This is a genomic window from Candidatus Epulonipiscium viviparus (assembly GCF_030708075.1).
In the GTDB taxonomy this organism is placed as follows: Bacteria; Bacillota; Clostridia; order Lachnospirales; family Cellulosilyticaceae; genus Epulonipiscioides; species Epulonipiscioides viviparus.
Genome location: NZ_CP117982.1, coordinates 1,048,528 through 1,071,164 on the forward strand (window position 1 = coordinate 1,048,528; position 22,637 = coordinate 1,071,164).

Here is a 22,637-nt window from a genome sequence, read left to right on the forward strand (position 1 = left end):
TTTTTTTTCTCAATGCCGCGTCTAATACATTTGCGTCTTCATTCTTTTCAAACTCAATTTCTGCTCCCACTTCTGCCATTAATTCTGTTACTATACTAGACAAATCATCAAAATTATATCGCTCCCATATCGCCAATGTCGCTGTATCTCGATACTCTTCTATCAATTCATTTATTTTTAACACTGTTACAGATGACAACGGCAACAATTCCAAATTTTGCGATAACGCTGCCAAGTTTACGGCACCTCTTAAATTTAATCTTCTATATAATAGAAAACTCAATAATACTTTCATATCTCCTTTATCTACATCTACTATCTTTGCCCTTGCCACCCCCGCTACCTTATTTTCCGTCGATTTTGTATATGGTGTTATCCTACAACTCTTGATTGTCCCTGCCTGATAAACCACTGCAACTCCCGTCTTCAATTTTGCCAACTCAGTATTTACTGCAATTACCTTCATACTACTCAGCTCCGCTTGTACCACAGGATTTACGCTTCGCAACATTACTACTGTTCCTATATCATTTAACGATACCTCCTCAGCTGCCGCCACAATAAATGCCAATCCATATCTTTGCGCTTCCTTTAATAATTTGATCACGCTTTCCGATTCTGTAATTTGATCAAATATCGTCATATGCTTTACCTTTAGAGTTTTATTGCTCATCCAATATTCTACGGTTTTCATCGTTAACATATGCATCATCAAATTTCTCATCTCCGCGGGATATATATTGTTTAAGTCAATGATTACAGTATTATTATACAACAACTCGGCGTCCGTTTCCACTCTTGTAAATATTCCTGCAGACAACGCTGATACCCTGTCTAACAATGTAATTTTTAAGCGCGAATCGAAAATAGAGACCATCTCTCCTAGTGCTTCCGATACATCAATAAATGTAGGATATGTTGCCATAGTTTTTCCGCTTCCACATCCTGCCTTTGCGTATGCCATGCGTATCGCCTTCGCCAACACCAAGCTTTGAACATCATCCAATCCCCAGCATAATTCAAATACTTTCATCAACCGATCTATATGCTCTGCCATTGCGATCCCCTCCGGAAACTTAAACGGATTAATCTTTAGTGGCGTTACGCTTGTTCCCACTATCACGTTATTTGATAGCAGATGCTTATATTCTCCAGCTTTTGTCTCAAATATCATACAGGGAGCATCCACCATATCTATCAAGTGACAAATTGCAGTTGTTTTTCCTGCTCCTGCAGATCCCACCACCAATACGTTAAAATTAAACAACTTCTTATTCACCACTTCTGCTAAATTTACAGCACCCTTATTTGCCGCCATTGCGTTTCACCTCTCTACATTTTTCTCTAAAATATCCGTGTTTACTTTCAAAATTTCCTCTAACTTATTACACAATTGCCTATAATATTAATATCAACAATGTTATAATTTCCAAGTTACACAAATTTTATTTAAAGGAGATTTCTAATGCGAGAAAAGATTTTGATGAACACTGGTTACAAATTTTTTGAAGGTGATATTACCAAAGATCCTATTTCGTCTAAACAAGACACTTACATGATGAGCAAGACTGTTCGCGGTCGTGGCCCGGAGAGCACTTCTTATTATGATGCCGATTGGGAAGACGTTACTTTACCTCACGATTTTGTTATCAAGGGCAACTATTCCGATAAGCATAATGGCTCTCACGGCTCTCTAAAACGCAACAATGCTTGGTATCGACGTTATTTTAAACTCGATTCCGCTGACGCCAATAAGCGATTTTCTTTTATATTTGAAGGTGTCGGTAAAAATTCCAAAATTTGGATAAATGGCCACCTGATGGGCACCAACTCCAGTATGTATAATACTTTTGAAGTCGATTTTACTGCAGTAGCTCATATCGGCGAAATTAATACTCTGGCTATATATATTGATAACTCCGACTTTGAGGGTTGGTGGTATGAAGGCTCTGGTATCTACCGAAATGTGTGGCTTCAAAAAACCGATGCCCTTCGTCTAAATTGGTGGGATAATTTTATTTATAGCGTCAATCTTAAAGATGATGATTTTGATATTTATGTTAGTGGTATGCTAGAAAATTACTCTGATGCTACACGAACTGTTACTATAAAATATGCGCTAAAAGAAAACAATAATACTGTCGAGCTTGGTCAGTATGATCTTTCTGTTGCACCTTGCGATGTTGCTTCATACTCCGAAGTTTTCACCTTCGCCGATGCTACCAGATGGTCCATTGACAATCCTTTCTTATATACTGTTATCGTTACTGTTGTAGAAAATGGCGAAATTATTGATGAGCTCACTACCAAAACCGGTTTTAGAACTGTTCGTTTTACTGCAGATCACGGGCTGTTTATCAACAATCAACCAATTAAAGTAAAAGGCGTTTGCATCCATCAAGATCATGGCAGCCTGGGTGTTGCTGTTCCCGCCGCTGTCGAGGAGTTTCGCATCAAGAAACTTAAGGAAATGGGTGTTAATGCGTATCGCTGCGCTCACAATAATCCTTCGATTCACATTCTCGAACTTTGCGATAAATACGGTATGATCGTTATGGATGAAAATCGTTGGTTTGAAACTAGTCACGATGCGTTCTTACAAATCGAATCGATGGTTAAGCGAGATCGTAATCACCCGAGCATTATTATGTGGTCTGCTGGAAACGAAGAGCCTACTCAGAGCACCGTTGTTGGCAAGCATATCCTCGAAGAAATTAAGATGTTTATTAAGCGCTTAGACAAAACTCGTCCTGTTACTCTTGCTTTAAATGGCGGTTTTTATGGCTCTCACGCATCCGAATCTTCTGATACTCTCAGCATCAACTATGCTATCAAATTTTACGATAAGTCGCATGAAGTTCATCCAGATAAATGTATTATGGTAACAGAAGCTGGAGCTACTCGAAATCCTAGAGGTGTCTATTTCCCTACAGATACTGTTCTTAATGTTACTGCCTATGATGAACATTTTCCTTCTTTTGGCGAATCTTTTAGACGCTTCTGGAAAGAGGTCGATACTCGCAATTATGTTGCCGGACTATTCTACTGGCCTGGTATAGAATATCGTGGCGAAGCCGAATATCCACAACTTACCAATATGGGTGGCGGTCTCGATAGCTGCTGCTTCGAAAAAGACAACTTCTATTTGTTGCAATCATTTTGGCTTGATGAGCCTGTTCTTCATTTGTTTCCGCATTGGAATCTGTTTGGTCACGAAGGCGAAGCCATCCGCGTTATGACATATTCTAATTTAGACGAAGTAGAATTAATTGTAAACGGCATATCTGCTGGCAAGCAACCTGCAAATAAATATGATCAAAACGAATGGAGCGTACCATTTGCTCCTGGCGAAATCGTTGCGATAGGCTACAAAGACGGTGCCGAAGTTAAACGTACAACAGTCAAAACTACCGGAGATCCTGCAGCTCTCAATATAGTTGCAGACAATCAGCCAAACTCCGATGGTGTTGTAGTTCTTCGCGTATTTGCCACCGATTCAAACGGTGACTTTGTACCAAACAGTAAAATTGCTATCTCGCATACCGTCGAAAACGGCACATTACTCGGCGCAAGCAATGGCGATCCACTAGATCAAACTTCTGTTGTTGCCAATACTCACAATTTAAATTCCGGACTTTTGCAAATTATCGCAAGACAGGACTCTAAAGATGCTCCAATCAAGGTTACTGCAACCAACGGTGACATGTCCGCAACATTCGAATGCGACTTCCTAACCGTTCCAACAGCTCAGCTTCCTGTTCAAACTGATAAAATGGATCTTCCTAATTTTAGAGTTTGGCCTATTACACTAGACGTTGATGTTGCCGCAAGAGTCAATTACGATGATATGAACACTAGCATTCCGTTTAAATTCGGCACCGATCATCTTAGCGAAATCTTTGCAGATGACTATGGCTACGCTAAATACACTACCCGATTGCTCATTCCAGATTATGTCGGCGAAAAAGAAGTACGCATCATTATCGAAAATGTCACTGGCGATACCGAGATCTCCATTGAGCACGATCGCAATGTGTGGCCTAATGTTCAGCCTAGACTTGGTATTTCTCAAGAAATTATAAAATTTGCTGATCCACAGGGCGGCAATATTACTGTGCCTGTAACCAAGTTCTTCAAAAACGAAAAAGTTTTCGTACACATCGTTAACAAATACTCCGATCCAACTTGCGGCATCAGAGGCAAAGTGTACTGGGAACTCCACTAAAACCATGAATGTTGCAGTTATAGGAGTAAGCCATCAAAGTGCATCGGCTGAATTACGCGAATTGCTATCTTTTACCAATTCTCAAAAAATTGCAGCGACTACTGCATTACTCGACGCGGGGGTTGCCGAGTGCGTCATCCTTTCCACATGCAACCGGAGCGAGATATATGTAGCCTCTCACAATCTCGATGCGGATATCCCCAAAGTTTTAGAATTATATGAGAACGTCTCTGCCAATACTATATTTACGCATCGAGGTTTAGACGCGTTGACTCATCTTTTTATGGTTACAGCTGGTCTTGATTCTATCGTTATTGGCGAAGATCAAATTTTAGGGCAAGTCAAAGAGGCTCATCTCGCTGCCCTAGAACTTGGCGCATCCAAAAAAATTCTAAACAAATGTTTCCGCGAGGCAATTACAACAGCCAAAAATATTAAAGCAACCACCAAGATTTCTGAGCTGCCTTTATCCATTGCATATATCGGAGTCAAATTTCTCAAGGAAAAGCTCGGATCGCTCAAAGATAAAACCGCACTTCTTATCGGTGCCGGAGAAATGAATCAGCTTGTGCTTAAATATCTCACTGCCGAAAAAATAGGTACCGTATTTATCGCAAACCGATCGCCTATTCAAAACGACGATTATCCTGCTATCATTATTCCTTTTGCTGATCGATACGCCAAAATCCCCGAAGTCGATGTGGTTATCTCTTGTACTGCATCTCCACATGTTATTATAGAATCCTTTGCTGCACCCACTGGCGAGGTCTATATTCTAGATCTTGCCATCCCCAGAGATATCGCGCCTATTATTGGCGAAATACCTGGGGTATCTTTATACAATATTGATGATCTACAAGAAATTGCCAATCGAAATAACGCTTCCCGTACTGAGCTCTCGCAAATAGCCATCGCTACAATCGAAGATGACATCGCCACTCTTGCCGAATGGTTTTCACGCATTTCCGCAGATGCTACTCTCAGAGCTCTCAACGATATGTGCCACGTGATACATTCTGATACAATGCGCTATCTAAATCGCAAGCTCGATCTCGATCTAAAAGAGCATAAACTCATAGATCAGATGCTACTAAGCTCTCTAAAACGGCTAATTCGCGAACCGATTCTCAAAATAAAGCAGGAGACCAATCCAGTGCAGCAAGCTGAATATATCAAATTGCTATCCGAATTATTTTCGATACCTTTGGAATAATCGACGTCACAATATAAAGGAGTGATCTATACGTTTACAGTAGGTACCAGAGGCAGCGCGCTTGCTATTGCTCAGACAAAGCAAATCATAGCCTTAATGCAACAGCAAAATCCCGCTGCTACTTTTTCAATTAAAATAATTCAAACCAAAGGCGATGCCATTACAGAGATCCCGCTCGATAAAATTGGTGACAAAGGTCTTTTTGTTTCCGAGATAGAGCACCAACTTCTCAGCGGCCAGATAGATATCGCCATTCATAGCTACAAAGATCTCCCCAGTAATATAACTCCCGGGCTTATCATTGCCCATCCTCCGGCGCGTGCACCCAGGCAAGATGCTCTCGTTCTTCGTGATGGCACCATCTCCTCTCTCGATGCGATCCCGCGCAATGCTACAATAGCTACCGGTAGCCTAAGACGCAAATTACAGCTTCTCCACCATAGGCCAGATCTCAACGTCGTTCCTATTCGTGGAAACATCGATACTCGACTCAAAAAACTCTCAGATGTGGATGGCATCGTCATCGCTGCAGCTGGGCTCGCTCGCTTGGACTTGGCTCATAAAATAAGTTATTTATTTCCAGAAGATATTCTCGTCCCAGCAGCTGCGCAAGGAGCAATAGCTATTCAATGCCGTGCTACTGACACTACGGCTATAGCATGCGCCAACAGTATTTCGGACTCTACAACAGCCCTAGAAGTTTCCGCCGAACGAGCTTTTCTATCCGCAATTGATGGCAGCTGCCATATTCCCGTCGGAGCTACGGCGCATCTAATCGACGATACCATGTATCTTAAAGCAATTTTCGGAGATACAACTACATTTATCACTCACTCTGCCGAAGCTCATGTCACTACAGAAATACAGGCGCAAGCTCTCGGTATTGCAACAGCTCGATCCATCTTGGCGCAGATCAACGCACCATCTCATGCTGGCATGGTTTATCTAGTGGGTGCAGGACCAGGCGACCCAGGACTTCTCACGCTCAAAGCTCTCGAGTGCATCCAAAAAGCCGATGTTATCGTATATGATAAATTAGCAAACCCGGCATTTCTAGCCTCGGCAAAACCCTCCTGTAAACTTATCGATGCTGGCAAAGTATCTGCTAATCACACATTGACGCAAGATCAGATCAACGAGACCCTAGCTGCCAATGCGCAAGATGATGTAGTTGTTACGCGATTAAAAGGTGGGGATCCCTATGTATTTGGAAGAGGTGCCGAAGAAGCAGAATATCTCGCCGAACGTGGCATTCCGTTTGAAGTGGTTCCTGGCATCACATCGGCAATTGGCGGCTTATGCTATGCTGGAATCCCTGTCACGCATCGTAATTTCGCATCGTCTTTTCATGTCATCACCGGGCACCAAAAAGCCAATTCAGATGCAATCAACTGGCCCGCTCTTGCCACTGTCGGGGGTACATTAATTTTTCTCATGGGCATAGCAAACCTCAAGTCGATTTGTCACAATCTCATAACACATGGCTTAGCTACTACAACTCCTGCAGCCATCGTAACAAATGCTACAACGCCACATCAGCAAATTGTAATCGGCACCCTCGCCACTCTTACAAATATTGCCAAGTCCAACGCCGTAACAAGCCCTGGAATAATCGTCGTCGGCGATGTAGTTTCTCTACAAAATCAACTAGACTTCTTTACGAAAAAGCCGCTCTTCGGCAAAACTATTGTCGTAACCCGCGCTCGCTCGCAATCTAGCTCTTTATCAACAGCACTAGCAGATCTCGGTGCACATGTTATCGAAGCACCTGCCTTTAGCATAGAGCCGCATCCAGACAATCTACTTGCGACAATCAAATCAATCGACTCGTACGACTTTATCGCTTTTACCAGTCAAAACGGCGTTGAAATTTTCTTCGAAACGTTATTTGCCTCGGGCCTCGATGCTCGTTCGTTAGCCCACGCTCAAATAACCGCTATCGGATCGGCAACAGCTTCCAAGCTTCAACAATACGGAATCCATGCCGATATCATTCCGCCAAAAGCAAATTCCGAATCGCTATTGGCAGTACTCGAATCTATAGTCACTCCGGCTCATAAATTATTACTGGTAACAGCCACAAATTCTCGCGATATACTTCTAAACCTCAGTTGCCATGTAGACAAGGTTTGCGCGTATGCCACAGTTCCAGCCACGACTATGCCCAGCATCGCTGCAGCAGACTATATCACTTTCACCTGCTCGTCAGCAGTCGAAAACTTCATGGCTATATCCGGTAATGCCAATATCATAGCCAAAACAGTATCCATTGGCAACGTCACTTCCGCAGCTCTCCAAAAATATGGACTATCCATAGATTTACAAGCCGCCACCGCCACCATTGCCGACCTGGTCGATACAATTGTCAACGATGTTTAATCCGTAATTTATTCTCTTGCTCATTCTTATTTTTAGAGGAGGTTAACATGATTTTCAGACCCAGACGTTTACGCCAAAATTCTCACATCAGAGCTTTGGTTCGTGAAACGCATTTACACATTACTGATCTCGTTTTTCCGATTTTTGTAACAGAAGGTAGCAATATAAAAACTGAGATTTCTTCTCTACCAGGTGTTTATCATTTTTCTATTGATACTCTGCTAATCGAAGTAGCGGAGGTTATAGAGTTAGGCATCCACGCTGTTATGCTATTCGGAATTCCCGATACCAAAGATGCTTGCGGGAGTTCTGCATTCGATCCTAACGGCATAGTTCAGCGTGCCACCCGTGCGCTTAAGGAAGCATTTCCAGATTTATATATAATCACAGACGTTTGCTTATGCCAATACACAGATCATGGCCATTGCGGCATTTTGGAAAATACTACCATCACCAACGACGCTACACTAGAGGTTTTGGCCCAAGTTGCTCTCAGTCATGCCACCGCAGGAGCCGATATGGTTGCCCCCTCAGATATGATGGACGGCCGAGTTGCGACAATTCGTCGTATCCTCGATCTTAACGGCTTTTCTCATATTCCTATTATGGCGTACAGTGCCAAATACGCTTCAAACTTTTATGGACCTTTTCGCGCGGCGGCTCACTCGACTCCCTCTTTTGGTGACCGCAAATCATATCAGATGGATTACGCCAACGCCGCCGAGGCCCTCCGAGAAGTACAACTAGATATTGCAGAAGGCGCGGATATCGTAATGGTTAAGCCCGCCCTTGCGTATCTCGATATTATTGCAAAGGTTTGCGCGGAAGTTACTGTGCCAGTTGCTGCGTACAATGTCAGCGGAGAATATGCGATCTTAAAGCTCGCTATTTCACATGGGCTTCTCGATGAGCTAGCGATTTACGAAACTTTATTATCTATCAAGCGCGCTGGTGCCACACTAATTATTTCTTACTTCGCCAAAGAAGTTGCCTACAATATTAGGGAGGGTAAATATGATTCACACTAATTCGGAGCATCTATATTATAAAGCGCAGAAGCTTATTCCCGGCGGGGTTAACAGTCCTGTCCGTGCCTTCAAATCGGTGGGCACTTCTCCTATCTTTGCCGCCAAAGCTTATGGCAGCGTTATCGAAGATGTAGATGGCAACAAATATATCGATTACATCTGCTCTTGGGGCCCTCTAATTCTAGGCCACAGCCATCCTCTTCTATTGGATAGCATCACCAATGCAGCGAAGCTTGGCTCCAGTTTTGGTATTCCCACTGCCGCCGAAGTTGAAATGGCCGAGCTAATCGTTTCCGCATATTCTAGCTCTGTAGATGAAGCCAGAATGGTAAATTCTGGTACAGAGGCCACCATGAGTGCTTTGCGTGTCGCAAGAGGATATACTGGTCGTAACAAAATTTTAAAATTCGAAGGTTGCTATCATGGTCACAATGATTCCTTGCTCGTTAAGTCTGGTTCCGGTACCATCACGTATGGCGTTCCTACTAGCTTAGGCATAACCGCGGCCGTTGCCCATGACACGATTGTTGCCCCATATAATGATATTGAAGCGGTCACAGCTATTTTTGAAGCGCACTCACATGAGATTGCCGCCGTTATAGTCGAGCCCGTTTCTGGCAATATGGGAGTCGTCTCCGCGACCATCGAATTTTTACAAGCGCTTCGAGATCTCACTGCTACCCATGGCGCGGTCCTAATTTTTGATGAAGTTATCACAGGATTTAGATTGGCCTATGGCGGCGCTAGCGAGTATTTTGGCATTGCACCCGATATGATATGTTTTGGCAAAATAATTGGGGGCGGGCTTCCGGTCGGTGCGTACGCAGGCAAGCGAGCCATTATGGATGTCGTATCTCCAGTTGGCGGTGTCTATCAGGCCGGCACATTATCTGGAAATCCTCTTGCTATGGCTGCAGGAATTACGCAGCTCAAGTATTTACGCGACACTGCGACTATATATGCCGATCTCGATGCCAAGGCAGCGTATTTGGAATCGGGTATTAATACAATCCTACGCGAACTTAATCTCAATTTTACCGTCAACCGAGTTGGCTCATTGCTATGTTTATTTTTCACTTCTCACAAAGTTACAAATTACGATGAGGCGCTCACCTGCGATACTCAAAAATTTAATATATACTTTCAATCTTTACTCGATCAGGGAATTCTCATTGGTCCATCACAATTTGAAGCCATGTTTATTTCCGCTGCACACACATATGCTCAACTAGATACAACATTAGCTGCCATTAGGGTAGCATTAAATCAATTTAAGTAGAGGAGTTTGATTATGAGAGAAAAAATATTAATGAATACCGGTTACAAATTTATTGCCGAGGATATTGCCAATCCGCCAAGCTTCGGGCACAAAGAAACTTATATGATGAGCAAGTCGGTTAGAGGTCGTGGACCTGCTTCGCCATCATATTATGATTCGGACTGGGCAGATGTCGTACTGCCGCATGATTATGTTATAGATGGTGAATATGCTCCTGAGCATAACGGCCCTCACGGTTCTCTTCATCGCGACAATGCATGGTATCGTCGGCAGTTTGCTCTCGATTCTACAGATGCTGACAAAAAATTGTCGCTGATATTTGAAGGCGTTGGTAAAAATACCCAAATTTGGATAAACGGTCATTTAATGGGCTCAAATTCTAGCATGTATAATACTTTTGAAATAGATTTTACCGCCGTTGCCAAGGTTCCGGGCATCAATACGCTTGCTGTATATATCAACAACGCAGATTTTGAGGGCTGGTGGTATGAAGGCGCTGGTATTTACCGCAACGTGTGGCTTCTCAAAACCAATTCACTCAGATTGAACTGGTGGAATAATTACATTCACAGCGAGCACATTAAGGACAACGATTTTAAGGTTTATGCTAATGGAGTTTTGGAGAATTATTCCGCAACTGACAGGGATCTCACGTTAAAGTTTTACATTAAGGAGAGCAAAAATACTGTCGAGCTTGGACAATTTAACGTCACAGTTCCCGCTAACGATTTTCTCTCTTACGAAGAATCATTTGACTTTGCACATGCCACGCGATGGAGCCCTGATCATCCGTTTTTATATCATCTCACTATTGCAGTAGTAGAAGATGGCACTGTAATAGATGAACTCGATACCAACATCGGCTTCCGAACTATCGAGTTTACTCCAAATCATGGTATATTCATCAACGATCAGCCACTCAAATTAAAAGGAGTCTGTATCCACCAAGATCATGGCAGCCTTGGTGTTGCCGTTCCCGCTGCAGTTGAAGAATATCGAATTAAGAAGCTCAAGGAGATGGGCGCCAATGCCTACCGCTGCGCACACAACAACCCTTCTATCAACATTCTCGATTTATGCGACAAATATGGCCTAGTTGTTATCGATGAAAATCGCTGGTTCGAAACTAGCCGTGATGCCTTTTCACAAATCGAATCGATGGTTAAACGCGATCGTAATCATCCTTCCGTAATCGCATGGTCTGCTGGAAATGAGGAGCCCACCCAAAGCACTGTTGTCGGCAAGCATATTTTAGAAGAGATCAAGATGCATATCAAACGCTTCGATCGTTCTCGTCCTGTTACGCTTGCTTTAAACGGTGGCTTCTATGGCTCACACGCATCACACGCCTCCGATGTACTCAGCATCAATTACGCTATAAATTATTATGACAAATCTCATGAAATTCATTCGGATAAATGTATCTTGGTTACCGAAGCTGCAGCTGCCAGCACGATTCGCGGCGTATACTTCCCAGATGATACTTCTTCCAAGCTCACTGCGTATGACGAGCACTTTCCTACATTTGGCGGTTCCTTTAGACATTTTTGGCAGGAGGTCGATACGCGAGATCATATTGCAGGCATCTTCTACTGGACCGGCATTGAATATCGAGGTGAGTCAACTTATCCGCAACTAATTGCCGCTGGCGGTGGTCTCGACAGCTGTTGTTTCGAAAAGGAAAACTTCTATTTACTGCAAGCATTTTGGAAAGATGAGCCTATCTTGCATGTTTTTCCGCATTGGAATCTTATTGGGCATGAGGGCGATACTATAAAGGTGATGACCTACTCAAATTTAGATGAAGTAGAGATCATTGTCAACGGCGCGTCGGCTGGCAAACAAGCGGTTAACAAATACGATCAAAACGAATGGAATATTGCATATGAGCCGGGCGAACTCATTGCGATTGGATACAAAGATGGTTCGGAACTTAAGCGAGTTACTCTAAAAACCACAAAGACTGCAACCAATATACACATCGTTGCAGATAACAAGGCCAATTTTGAGGGCGTTGCCATTCTGAGAGTTTATGCGACAGATATTGATGGTCTATTTGTTCCAGACTGCGCTATTGCCATAGATCACCAAATAGAAAACGGAGTACTTCTCGGTTCTAGCAATGGCAATCCTCTTGATCACACTCCTGTGAAATCTTCGACGCACAATCTTCATGCGGGCTTACTCCAAATTATTGCCAAGCAAACTTCAAAGGATGCTCCGCTTAAAGTCACCGTTTCTACCGCATTTATGACAGCCGAGCTTGTAGACGATTTCTACTCTGTCGCGGCCAAGCAAGTTCCTTCATTAGTGACCAAAGATAAGCTCGATTTAGACGGCTTTCGTGTATGGGCTCCTTCTGTCGATACCGATGTCATTGCAAGAGTTAACTACAACGATATGAATACCAGCTTCCCATTTAAATTTGGTACCGATTCTATTGCAGATATATTCTCTAACTCTGCTGGCATGGCCAAATACACAACCCAAATTTTAGTTCCAAACTATGTTGGCAACAAAAATATTTCAATTGTTATCGATGGAGTACACGGCGATACTTCAATATATATAGCTCATGCCGATAATCCTTGGCCTGGTTCGCAACCTCGAAAGCCGCATTCAACACAGTTACTACAATTTGATGATCCACATGGCGGCAACATTACTGTACCACTCAAGCATTTCTTTAAAAACGAGAAGATAGTTGTCCACATTATAAACAACGATAAAATTACTGGCAGAATATATTGGTCTCTCAATCCGCAGCCAACTACCGAAGCCTAAAATTTCGCATACTTGTACGGCCTTTTATCATCTGAATCTATTCCTGTTGTGTATGATATATTTGGTACGGTCGCATAAAATCTCTCCAGCGCGTCTGCATTATCAGTTGCAGTTTTAAAGATTGCTATATTTAGCTGTCGTAGTATTTCTGCAACTTTTGCATGCGCTGCTGCTATAAGATCATCAAACGATTCATTTGAGATTTCTCCAGTTATTGGATGTCTCCAGCTATCTTTGCTTGTATTTAGATAGTCTATATTTCCGTCGTAACATTTGTGGTATGAAAACGAATCTACCAACCCGGCTATTTCCTTTGGCAATGCCGGAGAAATCGCCTTTGCCACGGCTTTCTTTACCCCAAAATTATCATACGTTAATATAAAATAATTTCTAAAATATCGATACGAAATATCAAAAATTTGGCCTCCATTTTTTATATCATATGTGGAGCGCAAGCTAAATTCATACAAATCTAAAATAATTTTGGGCACCGGCTTTGCTTTTAGTATATGCTTATGCACCTTAAATTTATTGGCTTCCAAATCAAACGCTTCCTTTAATATTAGATAATCTATAGCGAGCTCCATTTTGCGATGTACCCCCATATATTTATCAGTATCGGGATCTCCCGGAATATACTTTCCGCCTATATAAAATATATAGGGATGCACACTAGAATCTAAAATATAGTGGCATAAAAACCCAGACATATATGCCAGCAGTTGCTCCGTCTCCTCTAGATTACCTCTGTTAGAACAGACGAAGCGCATCGCGGATTCGATAAATTCTTTGGTTTTGCTATTATGCATAGCTGCTGCTACGTAACTGAAGTTGTCTTCTTTATATCTGTCATGATAAAACATTGGATCCGGGCCTTGGCATCCCAAAAAAAATAAGGCTCTGTTTTTTGCAATAGCAGAATATAGTTTTGTTTTCGCTATATTCTTGGTGGCATTTAACCCAAAAATATAGTGAGTGATAATATCGGGCATAGTATCAGTCTCCTTTTCTCAATTTTACGGTAATATTCCCTAATTTAGGCCGCTTTATTCGTTATTCTTGTAGCAATAAGTCGCAATAAAGTGAAACCCCCCCTTGATTATCTCTATAATAGCAGTATAATGAAAATTGCGGGAGCAACCGCTTATTTTTTTGATTATTGTAACTATTATCACTTTTAGGAGGCAACACATGAAATTTTTTATCGATACAGCTAACATTGAGCATATCAAAAAAGCTAATGACATGGGTGTAATTTCAGGAGTAACAACTAATCCATCACTTATTGCGAAAGAAGGTCGTGATTTTAATCAAGTTATTTCTGAAATTGCAAGCATCGTTGATGGAGCAATTAGTGGTGAAGTAAAAGCAACCACGGTTGATGCCGAAGGAATGATTGCAGAAGGTCGAGAAATCGCCAATATTCACAAAAACATGGTTGTAAAGATTCCGATGACCGCAGAAGGATTGAAAGCTTGCAAAGTTCTTTCTAGCGAAGGCATCAAAACTAATCTTACTCTAATTTTTAGCGCAAACCAAGCTCTATTGGCCGCACGCGCCGGCGCAACCTATGTTTCACCATTCTTAGGTAGAATTGATGATATCAGCGGTAGAGGGATAGATTTAATTAGCGAAATATCCGCTATTTTTAAGGAGCATAATATCGATAGCCAAATTATAGCCGCCAGTGTTCGCAACCCTGTTCATGTAACAGATTGCGCATTATTGGGAGCGGACATTGCCACTGTGCCATATAACGTTATCGAACAGATGATCAACCATCCCCTAACCGATGCTGGAATCGAAAAATTTAAAGCTGACCACATAGCAGTATTTGGAAATTAATATAAGGAGGCTAATACCTTGAACGCAAACGAAATTAGAAAGCTTATAATAGAAGGAATTTATAATGCACAGAGCGGTCACCCAGGCGGGTCATTGTCTATTGCAGAACTAATGTCTGTATTGTTTTTTGATGAAATGAATATAGATCCCAAAAATCCAAAAGACCCAGATAGAGACAGATTTGTTTTATCAAAAGGTCATGCGGCACCAGCCTTATACGCGGCATTGGCTCTTAGAGGCTACTTTGATCCAGAAGACATAAAAACTCTTCGAAAAGTAGATAGCTACCTACAGGGGCATCCTTGCAAAAACAAAGTTCCCGGCGTTGACATGAGCACAGGGTCATTGGGCCAAGGTCTCTCTGCAGGCAACGGAATGGCTATGTGTGGCAAATATGACAAAAAAGACTATCGAGTATATGTAGTATGTGGCGAAGGCGAAATCCAAGAGGGACAAATTTGGGAAGCCGCGATGACTGCCGCACACTATAAGCTAGATAATCTCACTTTATTTGTAGACTCTAACAAATTGCAAATCGATGGACCTACCGAAGAAGTAATGAGTGTTGGCGACATTTCTGCAAAATTTAGTGCATTTGGCTGGAATACCCTAACTATAAATGGCCACGACGAAGCTGCGATCAAAGAAGCAATTGCGTCGGCAAAAGCATATAAAGGCAAACCAACTGCTATTGTATGCGAAACTATAAAAGGCAAAGGCGTTTCATATATGGAAGGCAATCTCAATTTCCATGGGGCAGCACCAAATAAAGAACAATACGAAATCGCTATGAAAGAGCTTGGAGGTAGATAGGATATGGCAACACCAACTAGAGAAGCATATGGAAAAGCATTAGCCAAATTAGGTCATGAAAAAGAGTTTTTTGTATTAGATTCAGATCTTGCAAAAGCAACCGCTACAATACACTTCAAAAATGAACACCCACAACGTTTTTTTGATATGGGTATCGCAGAATCCGATATGATGTCTACCGCAGCCGGAATGGCAACATGTGGCAAAAAAGTTTTCGCTAGCACTTTTGCTGTATTTGCCGCTGGAAGAGCATACGAGCAAATTCGCAACTCAATAGCATATCCAAATCTGCCTGTAGTTATCGGAGCGACTCATGGAGGCGTTATGATAGGTGAAGACGGAGCGTCACATCAGGCAATAGAAGACGTATCGCTTATGAGAACTATGCCTAACATGACAGTTGTTGTTCCTGCTGATGCCGCAAGCACCACTCAATTTGTAGAGCAGGCAATGGACTTTCCGACTCCGTTATATATTAGAGCGGGGCGCGGTGCCACACCTGACATATACAATGAAAACACAAAACTTACAATCGGCAAAGGCAACGTATTAATAGATGGTACCGACTTGACTATCATAGCCATGGGAGAGTTGGTCTCCGAAGCGCTTCAGGCAGCAAAGCAACTTGATCAGCGAGGTATTAGTACTGCCGTAATTGATATGCACACGGTTAAGCCTATTGATAGAGACTTGGTATGCAAATACGCAAAGAAAACCGGCAAGATTATTACAGCCGAAGACCATAGTATAATTGGAGGGCTGGGCTCTGCTGTTGCCGAGATATTAGCCGAAACCGGAGACGCGACACTCAAGCGCCTCGGTATAAACGATGTATTTGGAAAATCGGGCACCAGATCTGATCTGCAAGAATATTTTAATTTAACTGCTAAAGGAATTATCGAACTCGCACTAAAATAATATAAAAAACCCCCCAGTCTAAATACTGTAGGGGGTTTTTATTATGCCTTATTTATTTGGCTATCCTTCCTTTATAAAATCCACTGGTTTGCGACGCCGCCCAAATTACATCTTCCTCATGCGGATCAAAGATCACTTCTAATATTTTGTCCGGATTGCCCAATCCCTGATTAATCTTTATCCAATTTTTACCTAAATCGTCAGTGTAAAATAGCCCGCAATTTAGACTGTCTATTGCAGAGTTTTTATCTACGTTTACTATCATTCGATTTTCATTGGCAGGATCCAAAAATGTTTCTATTACTGTTGGCATCTTAAAGATCTGCTCCCAGTTTTTGCCCTCATCATCGCTAATCCACACTCCATCGATTTCTGATAATCGCCCACCTTCACCTGTTGAGATTACAATTCTTCCCGATTCTGCGACAGTAACATCGTTTACTGCCGTAATTCCTGCTGGCAACAAAATTTTTTCCCACTTCTCTGCTCCATCTGTAGATTTAAATAATCCTCCACTGTTTTTACCCTGTTTCATTGCCGCCGCATAGATCACTGTATTATCTGGATTGAACGCTACTGCATTGATATTTGGACTGAATGGTAATCCGTTATTTGCGGCCTCCCAGGTCACTCCCGCATCGGTCGTTTTAAATACGCCTCGCTTATATTCTGGTATCGGATTTTCTCCATCACCTCCAGTATCGTTTATAACCGATATCGGCATCGCGAAGTACATCGTGTTTACATCATTTTTATCGATTATCAGCGTATATGCTTTTACAGAATTGCTAGGGTCGCAGCTGACTCCCGCTATTTGGTATACCAGATCACTTACTGAACTCCACGACTTTCCGCCATCAGCAGACTTCATAAACTCTCCTGCGTGACCTAGCCTTTCTACTAATGTATATAATTTATTGGGATCTGTTGGGTCATATGCTATCGCAGAAGTTGGGCATGGCACCGAATTTGTTGGGTCTAGCTTAGCTACCGGCATGTTTGTAGTATTCAAATACTCATAATCCACATCATCTACCACTTCCCATATTCCTGTTTCACCCACTACAAATCTTATGTCTCCCGTTTCTGGCTCTGCCAATAAAAACTTACCCGGAATATTACTATTGCCACGACCTACCCAGATGCCGCTATCCTCTGCCCCCACCTCTACCGCGTCAACCTGATTCCATGTTCTGCCATAATCAAATGATGCAACACGCGATTTAAAAATATGCGTCATCAACGTTTTTCCGTCTGGGCTAACATCCAAATATTGTACTGCCAATTGCGGATAGCTCAGCTCATACATATGCGACCATTTGGATTCCCCACCTACTTCAACATTCGCCGTAGTCAATTCCACATCTGACGGTGAATACAAACTCTCCAGATATTCAACATCTTCTGTCGGACCGTATGCTCCCGCTCCCGTTTCTCCCCCTTTGCCTACTCTAGTCGAAATAAACCAGTTTTTACCCCCATCTTCGGTCATCCATACGCCTTCGGGGCCCACAGAATATTCCTTTCTACTGCAGGATAGCAGATAGATGCGATTTGGATTTGTTGGATCCACCTCGATTTCACGAAAGTTTGGCAAGATTGCCGATGGCAAATTTAAAGTTGACTGCAACTCTGTTTTTGATTCACCAAACCATTTACCCATATTGTGAAAGAACCCATAGCTTCCTGTTAAAGTACTTTCATCTCCAAATTGTGTAAAATCAACATAGAGCGAATCGGTTGTAATCGATTCCCAATTCTCTCCTCCATCGGTGCTTCTAAATGCTCCCCCTCTTGATGCAATATCAAATTTACCTGCTGTATCGCTGGGCACTTTATCCCACATCGTAAGCTCCGTCGCAAACAAAGTCACCTGCCCCGTTGACGCATCGTAATGCATATCGAGATCTCGTAATATTTTAGTTTCCAGACCATTGTTTTTTTCGGTATAGGTGACTCCACCATCTTTGCTGACATAAACGCCATGGCTTGTGCCTACATATAGCGTGTTAGAATCTTTGGGATCCACAAAAATTTGGCCTATCTCTGTACCTTTTGGTAGCCCTGAATTATATAATTTCCAACTTTTTCCTTGATCGATAGATTTAAATATCGCACCACTTACTTTGAGTTTGGAGGTATTTTTCTGTGGCTTTTTTTGAGTTCTAGCATCGATGTTGTCCCAAAATTCTCCCGCTCCGGCGTATATTATATTGTCATCATTCGGGTCAATTCTTATTGCCGACAATGCCGTTCTGCTAGGTTCTTTAAAAGTTTCTAGGTTGGTGCGCTCCCAGTTTAACCCTTTATCGGTTGTTTTCCAAAGCCCAAACGCGCTTACTGCAAAGCCGAGGTTTTCATCTTGCTTCGAAAAATCCATCTGATACACTTGCCCTATGTTAAACGGTCTACCATTGGTATCATCGTCGGTTATTGGCGTCCAAGTATCGTGGCTTTGCATGTTGTCGGTCGACACATATGTATTTTGCATGTTCTGCGAAATATATACCCAGTCCGGATCTGTCGGATGAAATATCGAGGAATCTGCTCCACCCTGGCTTCCTGGACCAATTTGTGTCCACAATACTTCGTCACTAGATATTACTTTTGTCGAGATCAATTGTTCAAAAAATATATCTTGCGCAATCACTACTCCTGTCCCGGCTATTAAACCCAAGCTCATTAATGCTGTCATAAATTTTCTTTTCATATATACAGCTCCTTTTTTATTATATAATATTAATTTATTGTATATTAGATATACTCTCAAGTCAATGTTCTTTGTGTAATACGTAAATACATTTCCATATTTTCTTAACTTTGTCGAAATGTTTTGTAAAATTAGTACTATATCATCTGCAATTCTAATATACTACTATCACATCATTTTATTGTATTTATTATAATCTAAGAGGAGATTTATTATGAACAAAAAATTAATCACCGCTATTGTAATTGCTGGCGTCACTCTCATTTCTCACCCATCACAAGCTCTTTTTCACTATTTAAACGACTACTCGGAAACGCTAAATACTGCACATATGCCGTCTACAGACCTCGTTGACTGGGTCCAGTTTGCTCCCGGAAATGCCGGAGATTCCGATGGCGTTTTTATACATCCAACCAACGATGATATAATGTTTAGCTTTCCCGACATGGGCAACGCATATAGATCTGCAGATGGCGGAAAAACCTGGACCACTCTTTTGGATAGCGACCAAACTACATCTCGACCTCTTACTATGGTATACGGAATGGACTTCTCCCGTCAAAATCCAAACTTCGGCATGGCGGCAAACTCATCGGGCATCCAAATCACCACTGATGCTGGTGTGACTTTTGGCGATTTTATTCTTTCTGCCAACATCGAGACGATTACTGTTCATCCTCACAACGACAACATCTGGTTTGCAGGCACTGGAAATTTTTGGAACACGAAACAAAATTATCGCACGTATGTAAGCCCACACGGAATTAAGCCCGCTCCTAATGCTGGCAAATTATACAAAACCGTCGATGCGGGCCAAACTTGGACCGAGCTTAAAAATACCGGCATCCATCCTAAGGCAGAGTTTGGTGTATTTTATATATATCCTTCAGACCCAAATCTAATGTTTACCGCGACTACATACGGATTATATAAGAGCACTGATGGCGGCAACTCTTGGAACAAAATCGAATCCATTGAACTTGCAGATGGCGACGACCACGATCTGGTTATGGACCTTGAGGTCTATGAAGATCCCCAAACCGGCAAGCTTACCCTTTATGTCATCAACCAAATTAAATATGATATCGACACCGAAGCGGGCATGGTTACAAGCTCCGGCGGAATCTTAAAAAGCCATGACTTGGGCAATACCTGGATTGATATCAGCGGTGACTTAGGCGTCGACTTTACTCAAATACATGACGCCACGTATGACTTAGTTCAAAATACACTAAAACCTAATGGCATTGATTATATAGGCCACGAAAATTTTGTTAAAAATTGGTTCCCGACTGCTACTAGCAAATACTTTAATAAATCTAAGTATCGACCAAACAATGCCTCTGTGACAGCAATTGCGCCAAATCTCCCAACTCATTTTCTCCACAATTTTGATCAGATCGAAGTGGACCCAACTAATCCTGATAAGATTTATATTTCGCAAGACGGCAAGTGGTCTGCGTCGACGCTAATAGGAGACGTTTGGACTACAGATAACGGCGGAGAGGATTGGTATATTGCTACTCGCACGGGTCTTGCCTGGGATTATCCTAACGAGTATTGGGAATCGCTAAACCAACCAATGGGCAAGAATGTGCAGCCAGATCATTATAATTATGATTACGGAATCGAATTATATACTACGCAAGGTATGCGTGATTTGGATATGAATAGCAAAGGTGAAGTTTTTGCATTGTATCGAACTTTATACAAATCTACAGATGGCGGAGAGTATTGGCAAAACTTAGATAGCGTTCAGCTTCCTTCTGGCGGATGGACCGGAACCGGCGCGAGTAATCTTCCCGGAAAACAAATTATTACCGATACCAGAGATCCAAATTTGATGTATATGGTGGGTGGCGAAAATCGATTGTTCCAAAAAGTTAATGATGATGAAGAATATTATTATCCTGATACAGCATCTATGCTAAACTACCCCGACTCTCCTGAGAATATCTCGATGATTGCAATACATCCTGAGGATTTAAACACAATGTACTCGCTGATGCTACGCCAGGGTGGCCAGGGTGACATATACAAATCTACCGATGCGGGGGTAACATGGAAATCTATGGCAAATATTTTTAAAACGCCCGATGTCCATACCAAAGTGGTGCAAAAAGGCTTTATCATCGACCCAACCAACCCCGACAATATGTATTTTTCTGTTACCGCAACCAACGTCAACGAGGTTCCTCCGCTTCACGGTACACAATATAGCGGCGTATACAAATCAACTGATGGCGGATACACTTGGAACAAAAATACTGCGGGACTTCCGGGCACTCACGACGTGTTCGATCTCGAGTTCGCTCCAAACGATACAACAACCATTTACGCAGCATCATCAGCTGGCAAAGATATACCTATTCCAAAACTTGAAACTGCATCAGAGTGGACTTTGGACCAGGGGGCTTCTTTTTATACGTTCTACGCCGGAAAGGGGCATTACTCTCTGGCTTTACCAGCTACAGCGACAGCTCAAAGAGCATTGCCAACACTTGCTCCCAATACAGAATATTACATTTCAACTCTTGTCACAACAGACCCTGACGGTGAGTCGATTATGTCTATTGTTGCAGAAGATGGAACTGTACTCGGGCAAGAAACTCTTGTAAGCTCTAATTTTGAGATAAAGGGCATATTTTTTACTACACCCGACAATCCAAATGTATCGCTAACATTTGAAGGCACAGGCGAAGGCGATGTGTATCCAGACAAAATTACTCTCAAAACTGCAGGCGGGCTGTATCGCTCAACCGATAGCGGAGAGACTTTTGCGCGAGTGGAGAGCTTTCCGCAGATTCCACAAGTAAACGATATAACTGTTGCTGGAGACAAGATCTACGTTGCAGGAGGGAACGCAACTACTGGAATTGCCAATGGCGGCTTATGGGTTGGTGACGGCGAAACATGGACCAAAATATTTGAGCACCCTAAAACGCTTGCGATCGATGTGGATCCTTACAACCATGATCGACTGCTAATATTTACTGCTCGAGAATCATATAATTATTATGATGAAGACAGCTATAATGCGGGCGTATATTATTCTGATGACGCAGGCGCGACATGGTCCAAAATAAATCATGGCCTGGGCAATCCTACAGGCGTATACGACGTTGCCTTCGACTTGGCAGACCCAAATGTTCTGTGGCTAACTAGCAGCTCTGGCGGATTCTATAAAGGGTTTATTGGAGGTGCTCCAGAAAGAGAGACCAACTTGCCTGAGTATACAGTAACATTTGCGACAGGAGCTGATACACAAACCCAGACAGTGGAAAAATATTCCAAGGCAATTAAAATTGGCCCTACAAATATAGTATGGCATCTTAATGGTGCTCCATACAACTTTAATACCCCGGTTATAGCAAATATAACTTTGGAAGCTATACCTAAATAATCAACGAATCTTGGAGGGGCATATTACAGTGCCCCTATTA

13 protein-coding genes are annotated in these 22,637 nt (G+C 42.3%); 10 read left to right on the plus strand and 3 right to left on the minus strand.

All coding sequences use genetic code 11. From position 1 onward, the window contains the following. A partial coding sequence (locus tag PCY70_RS04220) for a hypothetical protein (protein WP_330697046.1) occupies nucleotides 1-1,318 on the minus strand: 1,318 nt, incomplete at its 3' end. A 147-nt stretch (nucleotides 1,319-1,465) separates the two neighbouring features. Between PCY70_RS04220 and PCY70_RS04225 the strand changes: the two genes are divergently transcribed. From PCY70_RS04225 to PCY70_RS04250, 6 genes are read left to right on the plus strand one after another with little or no spacing between them, the layout of a single operon-like run. After that, nucleotides 1,466-4,225 carry a glycoside hydrolase family 2 TIM barrel-domain containing protein gene (locus PCY70_RS04225; protein WP_305768135.1) on the plus strand — a complete coding sequence of 920 codons (2,760 nt, stop codon included), beginning with the start codon at nucleotides 1,466-1,468 and terminating at the stop codon, nucleotides 4,223-4,225. 4 nt (nucleotides 4,226-4,229) lie between these two features. Then, entirely contained in the window at nucleotides 4,230-5,438 is a 1,209-nt protein-coding gene (gene hemA, locus PCY70_RS04230; RefSeq protein WP_305768558.1) for a glutamyl-tRNA reductase, read from the plus strand. Nucleotides 5,439-5,459: 21 nt separating this feature from the next. Beyond that, complete coding sequence (cobA, locus tag PCY70_RS04235; protein ID WP_305768559.1) at nucleotides 5,460-7,817, plus strand: uroporphyrinogen-III C-methyltransferase; 2,358 nt, start codon at nucleotides 5,460-5,462, stop codon at nucleotides 7,815-7,817. Nucleotides 7,818-7,864: 47 nt separating this feature from the next. Beyond that, complete coding sequence (gene hemB, locus PCY70_RS04240; RefSeq protein ID WP_305768560.1) at nucleotides 7,865-8,845, plus strand: porphobilinogen synthase; 981 nt, start codon at nucleotides 7,865-7,867, stop codon at nucleotides 8,843-8,845. Further along, nucleotides 8,832-10,124, plus strand: coding sequence for a glutamate-1-semialdehyde 2,1-aminomutase (hemL, locus tag PCY70_RS04245; RefSeq protein ID WP_305768561.1), 1,293 nt, complete (start codon nucleotides 8,832-8,834; stop codon nucleotides 10,122-10,124). The genes hemB and hemL overlap by 14 nt, the downstream gene beginning before the upstream one ends. A gap of 12 nt (nucleotides 10,125-10,136) precedes the next feature. Beyond that, nucleotides 10,137-12,908: a glycoside hydrolase family 2 TIM barrel-domain containing protein gene (locus tag PCY70_RS04250; RefSeq protein WP_305768562.1), complete on the plus strand. Its 2,772-nt coding sequence runs from the start codon at nucleotides 10,137-10,139 to the stop codon at nucleotides 12,906-12,908. Here PCY70_RS04250 and PCY70_RS04255 read toward each other — a convergent pair. Next, nucleotides 12,905-13,900, minus strand: a complete 996-nt coding sequence (locus tag PCY70_RS04255; protein ID WP_305768563.1) for a zinc dependent phospholipase C family protein — start codon at nucleotides 13,898-13,900, stop codon at nucleotides 12,905-12,907. The genes PCY70_RS04250 and PCY70_RS04255 overlap by 4 nt on opposite strands. Nucleotides 13,901-14,099: 199 nt before the next feature. Between PCY70_RS04255 and fsa the strand changes: the two genes are divergently transcribed. The 3 genes from fsa to PCY70_RS04270 are packed head-to-tail and all read left to right on the plus strand — an operon-like array spanning nucleotide 14,100 to nucleotide 16,484. Continuing rightward, entirely contained in the window at nucleotides 14,100-14,753 is a 654-nt protein-coding gene (gene fsa / locus PCY70_RS04260; protein ID WP_010167259.1) for a fructose-6-phosphate aldolase, read from the plus strand. An 18-nt stretch (nucleotides 14,754-14,771) separates the two neighbouring features. Continuing rightward, nucleotides 14,772-15,566: a transketolase gene (locus PCY70_RS04265; protein WP_010167258.1), complete on the plus strand. Its 795-nt coding sequence runs from the start codon at nucleotides 14,772-14,774 to the stop codon at nucleotides 15,564-15,566. 3 nt (nucleotides 15,567-15,569) lie between these two features. Next, entirely contained in the window at nucleotides 15,570-16,484 is a 915-nt protein-coding gene (locus tag PCY70_RS04270) for a transketolase family protein (protein WP_305768564.1), read from the plus strand. A gap of 52 nt (nucleotides 16,485-16,536) precedes the next feature. Here PCY70_RS04270 and PCY70_RS04275 read toward each other — a convergent pair whose 3' ends face one another. Beyond that, nucleotides 16,537-19,194: a WD40/YVTN/BNR-like repeat-containing protein gene (locus PCY70_RS04275; RefSeq protein WP_305768565.1), complete on the minus strand. Its 2,658-nt coding sequence runs from the start codon at nucleotides 19,192-19,194 to the stop codon at nucleotides 16,537-16,539. Nucleotides 19,195-19,408: 214 nt separating this feature from the next. Between PCY70_RS04275 and PCY70_RS04280 the strand changes: the two genes are divergently transcribed. Next, nucleotides 19,409-22,597, plus strand: a complete 3,189-nt coding sequence (locus PCY70_RS04280) for a WD40/YVTN/BNR-like repeat-containing protein (RefSeq protein ID WP_305768566.1) — start codon at nucleotides 19,409-19,411, stop codon at nucleotides 22,595-22,597. Nucleotides 22,598-22,637: the final 40 nt, after the last annotated feature.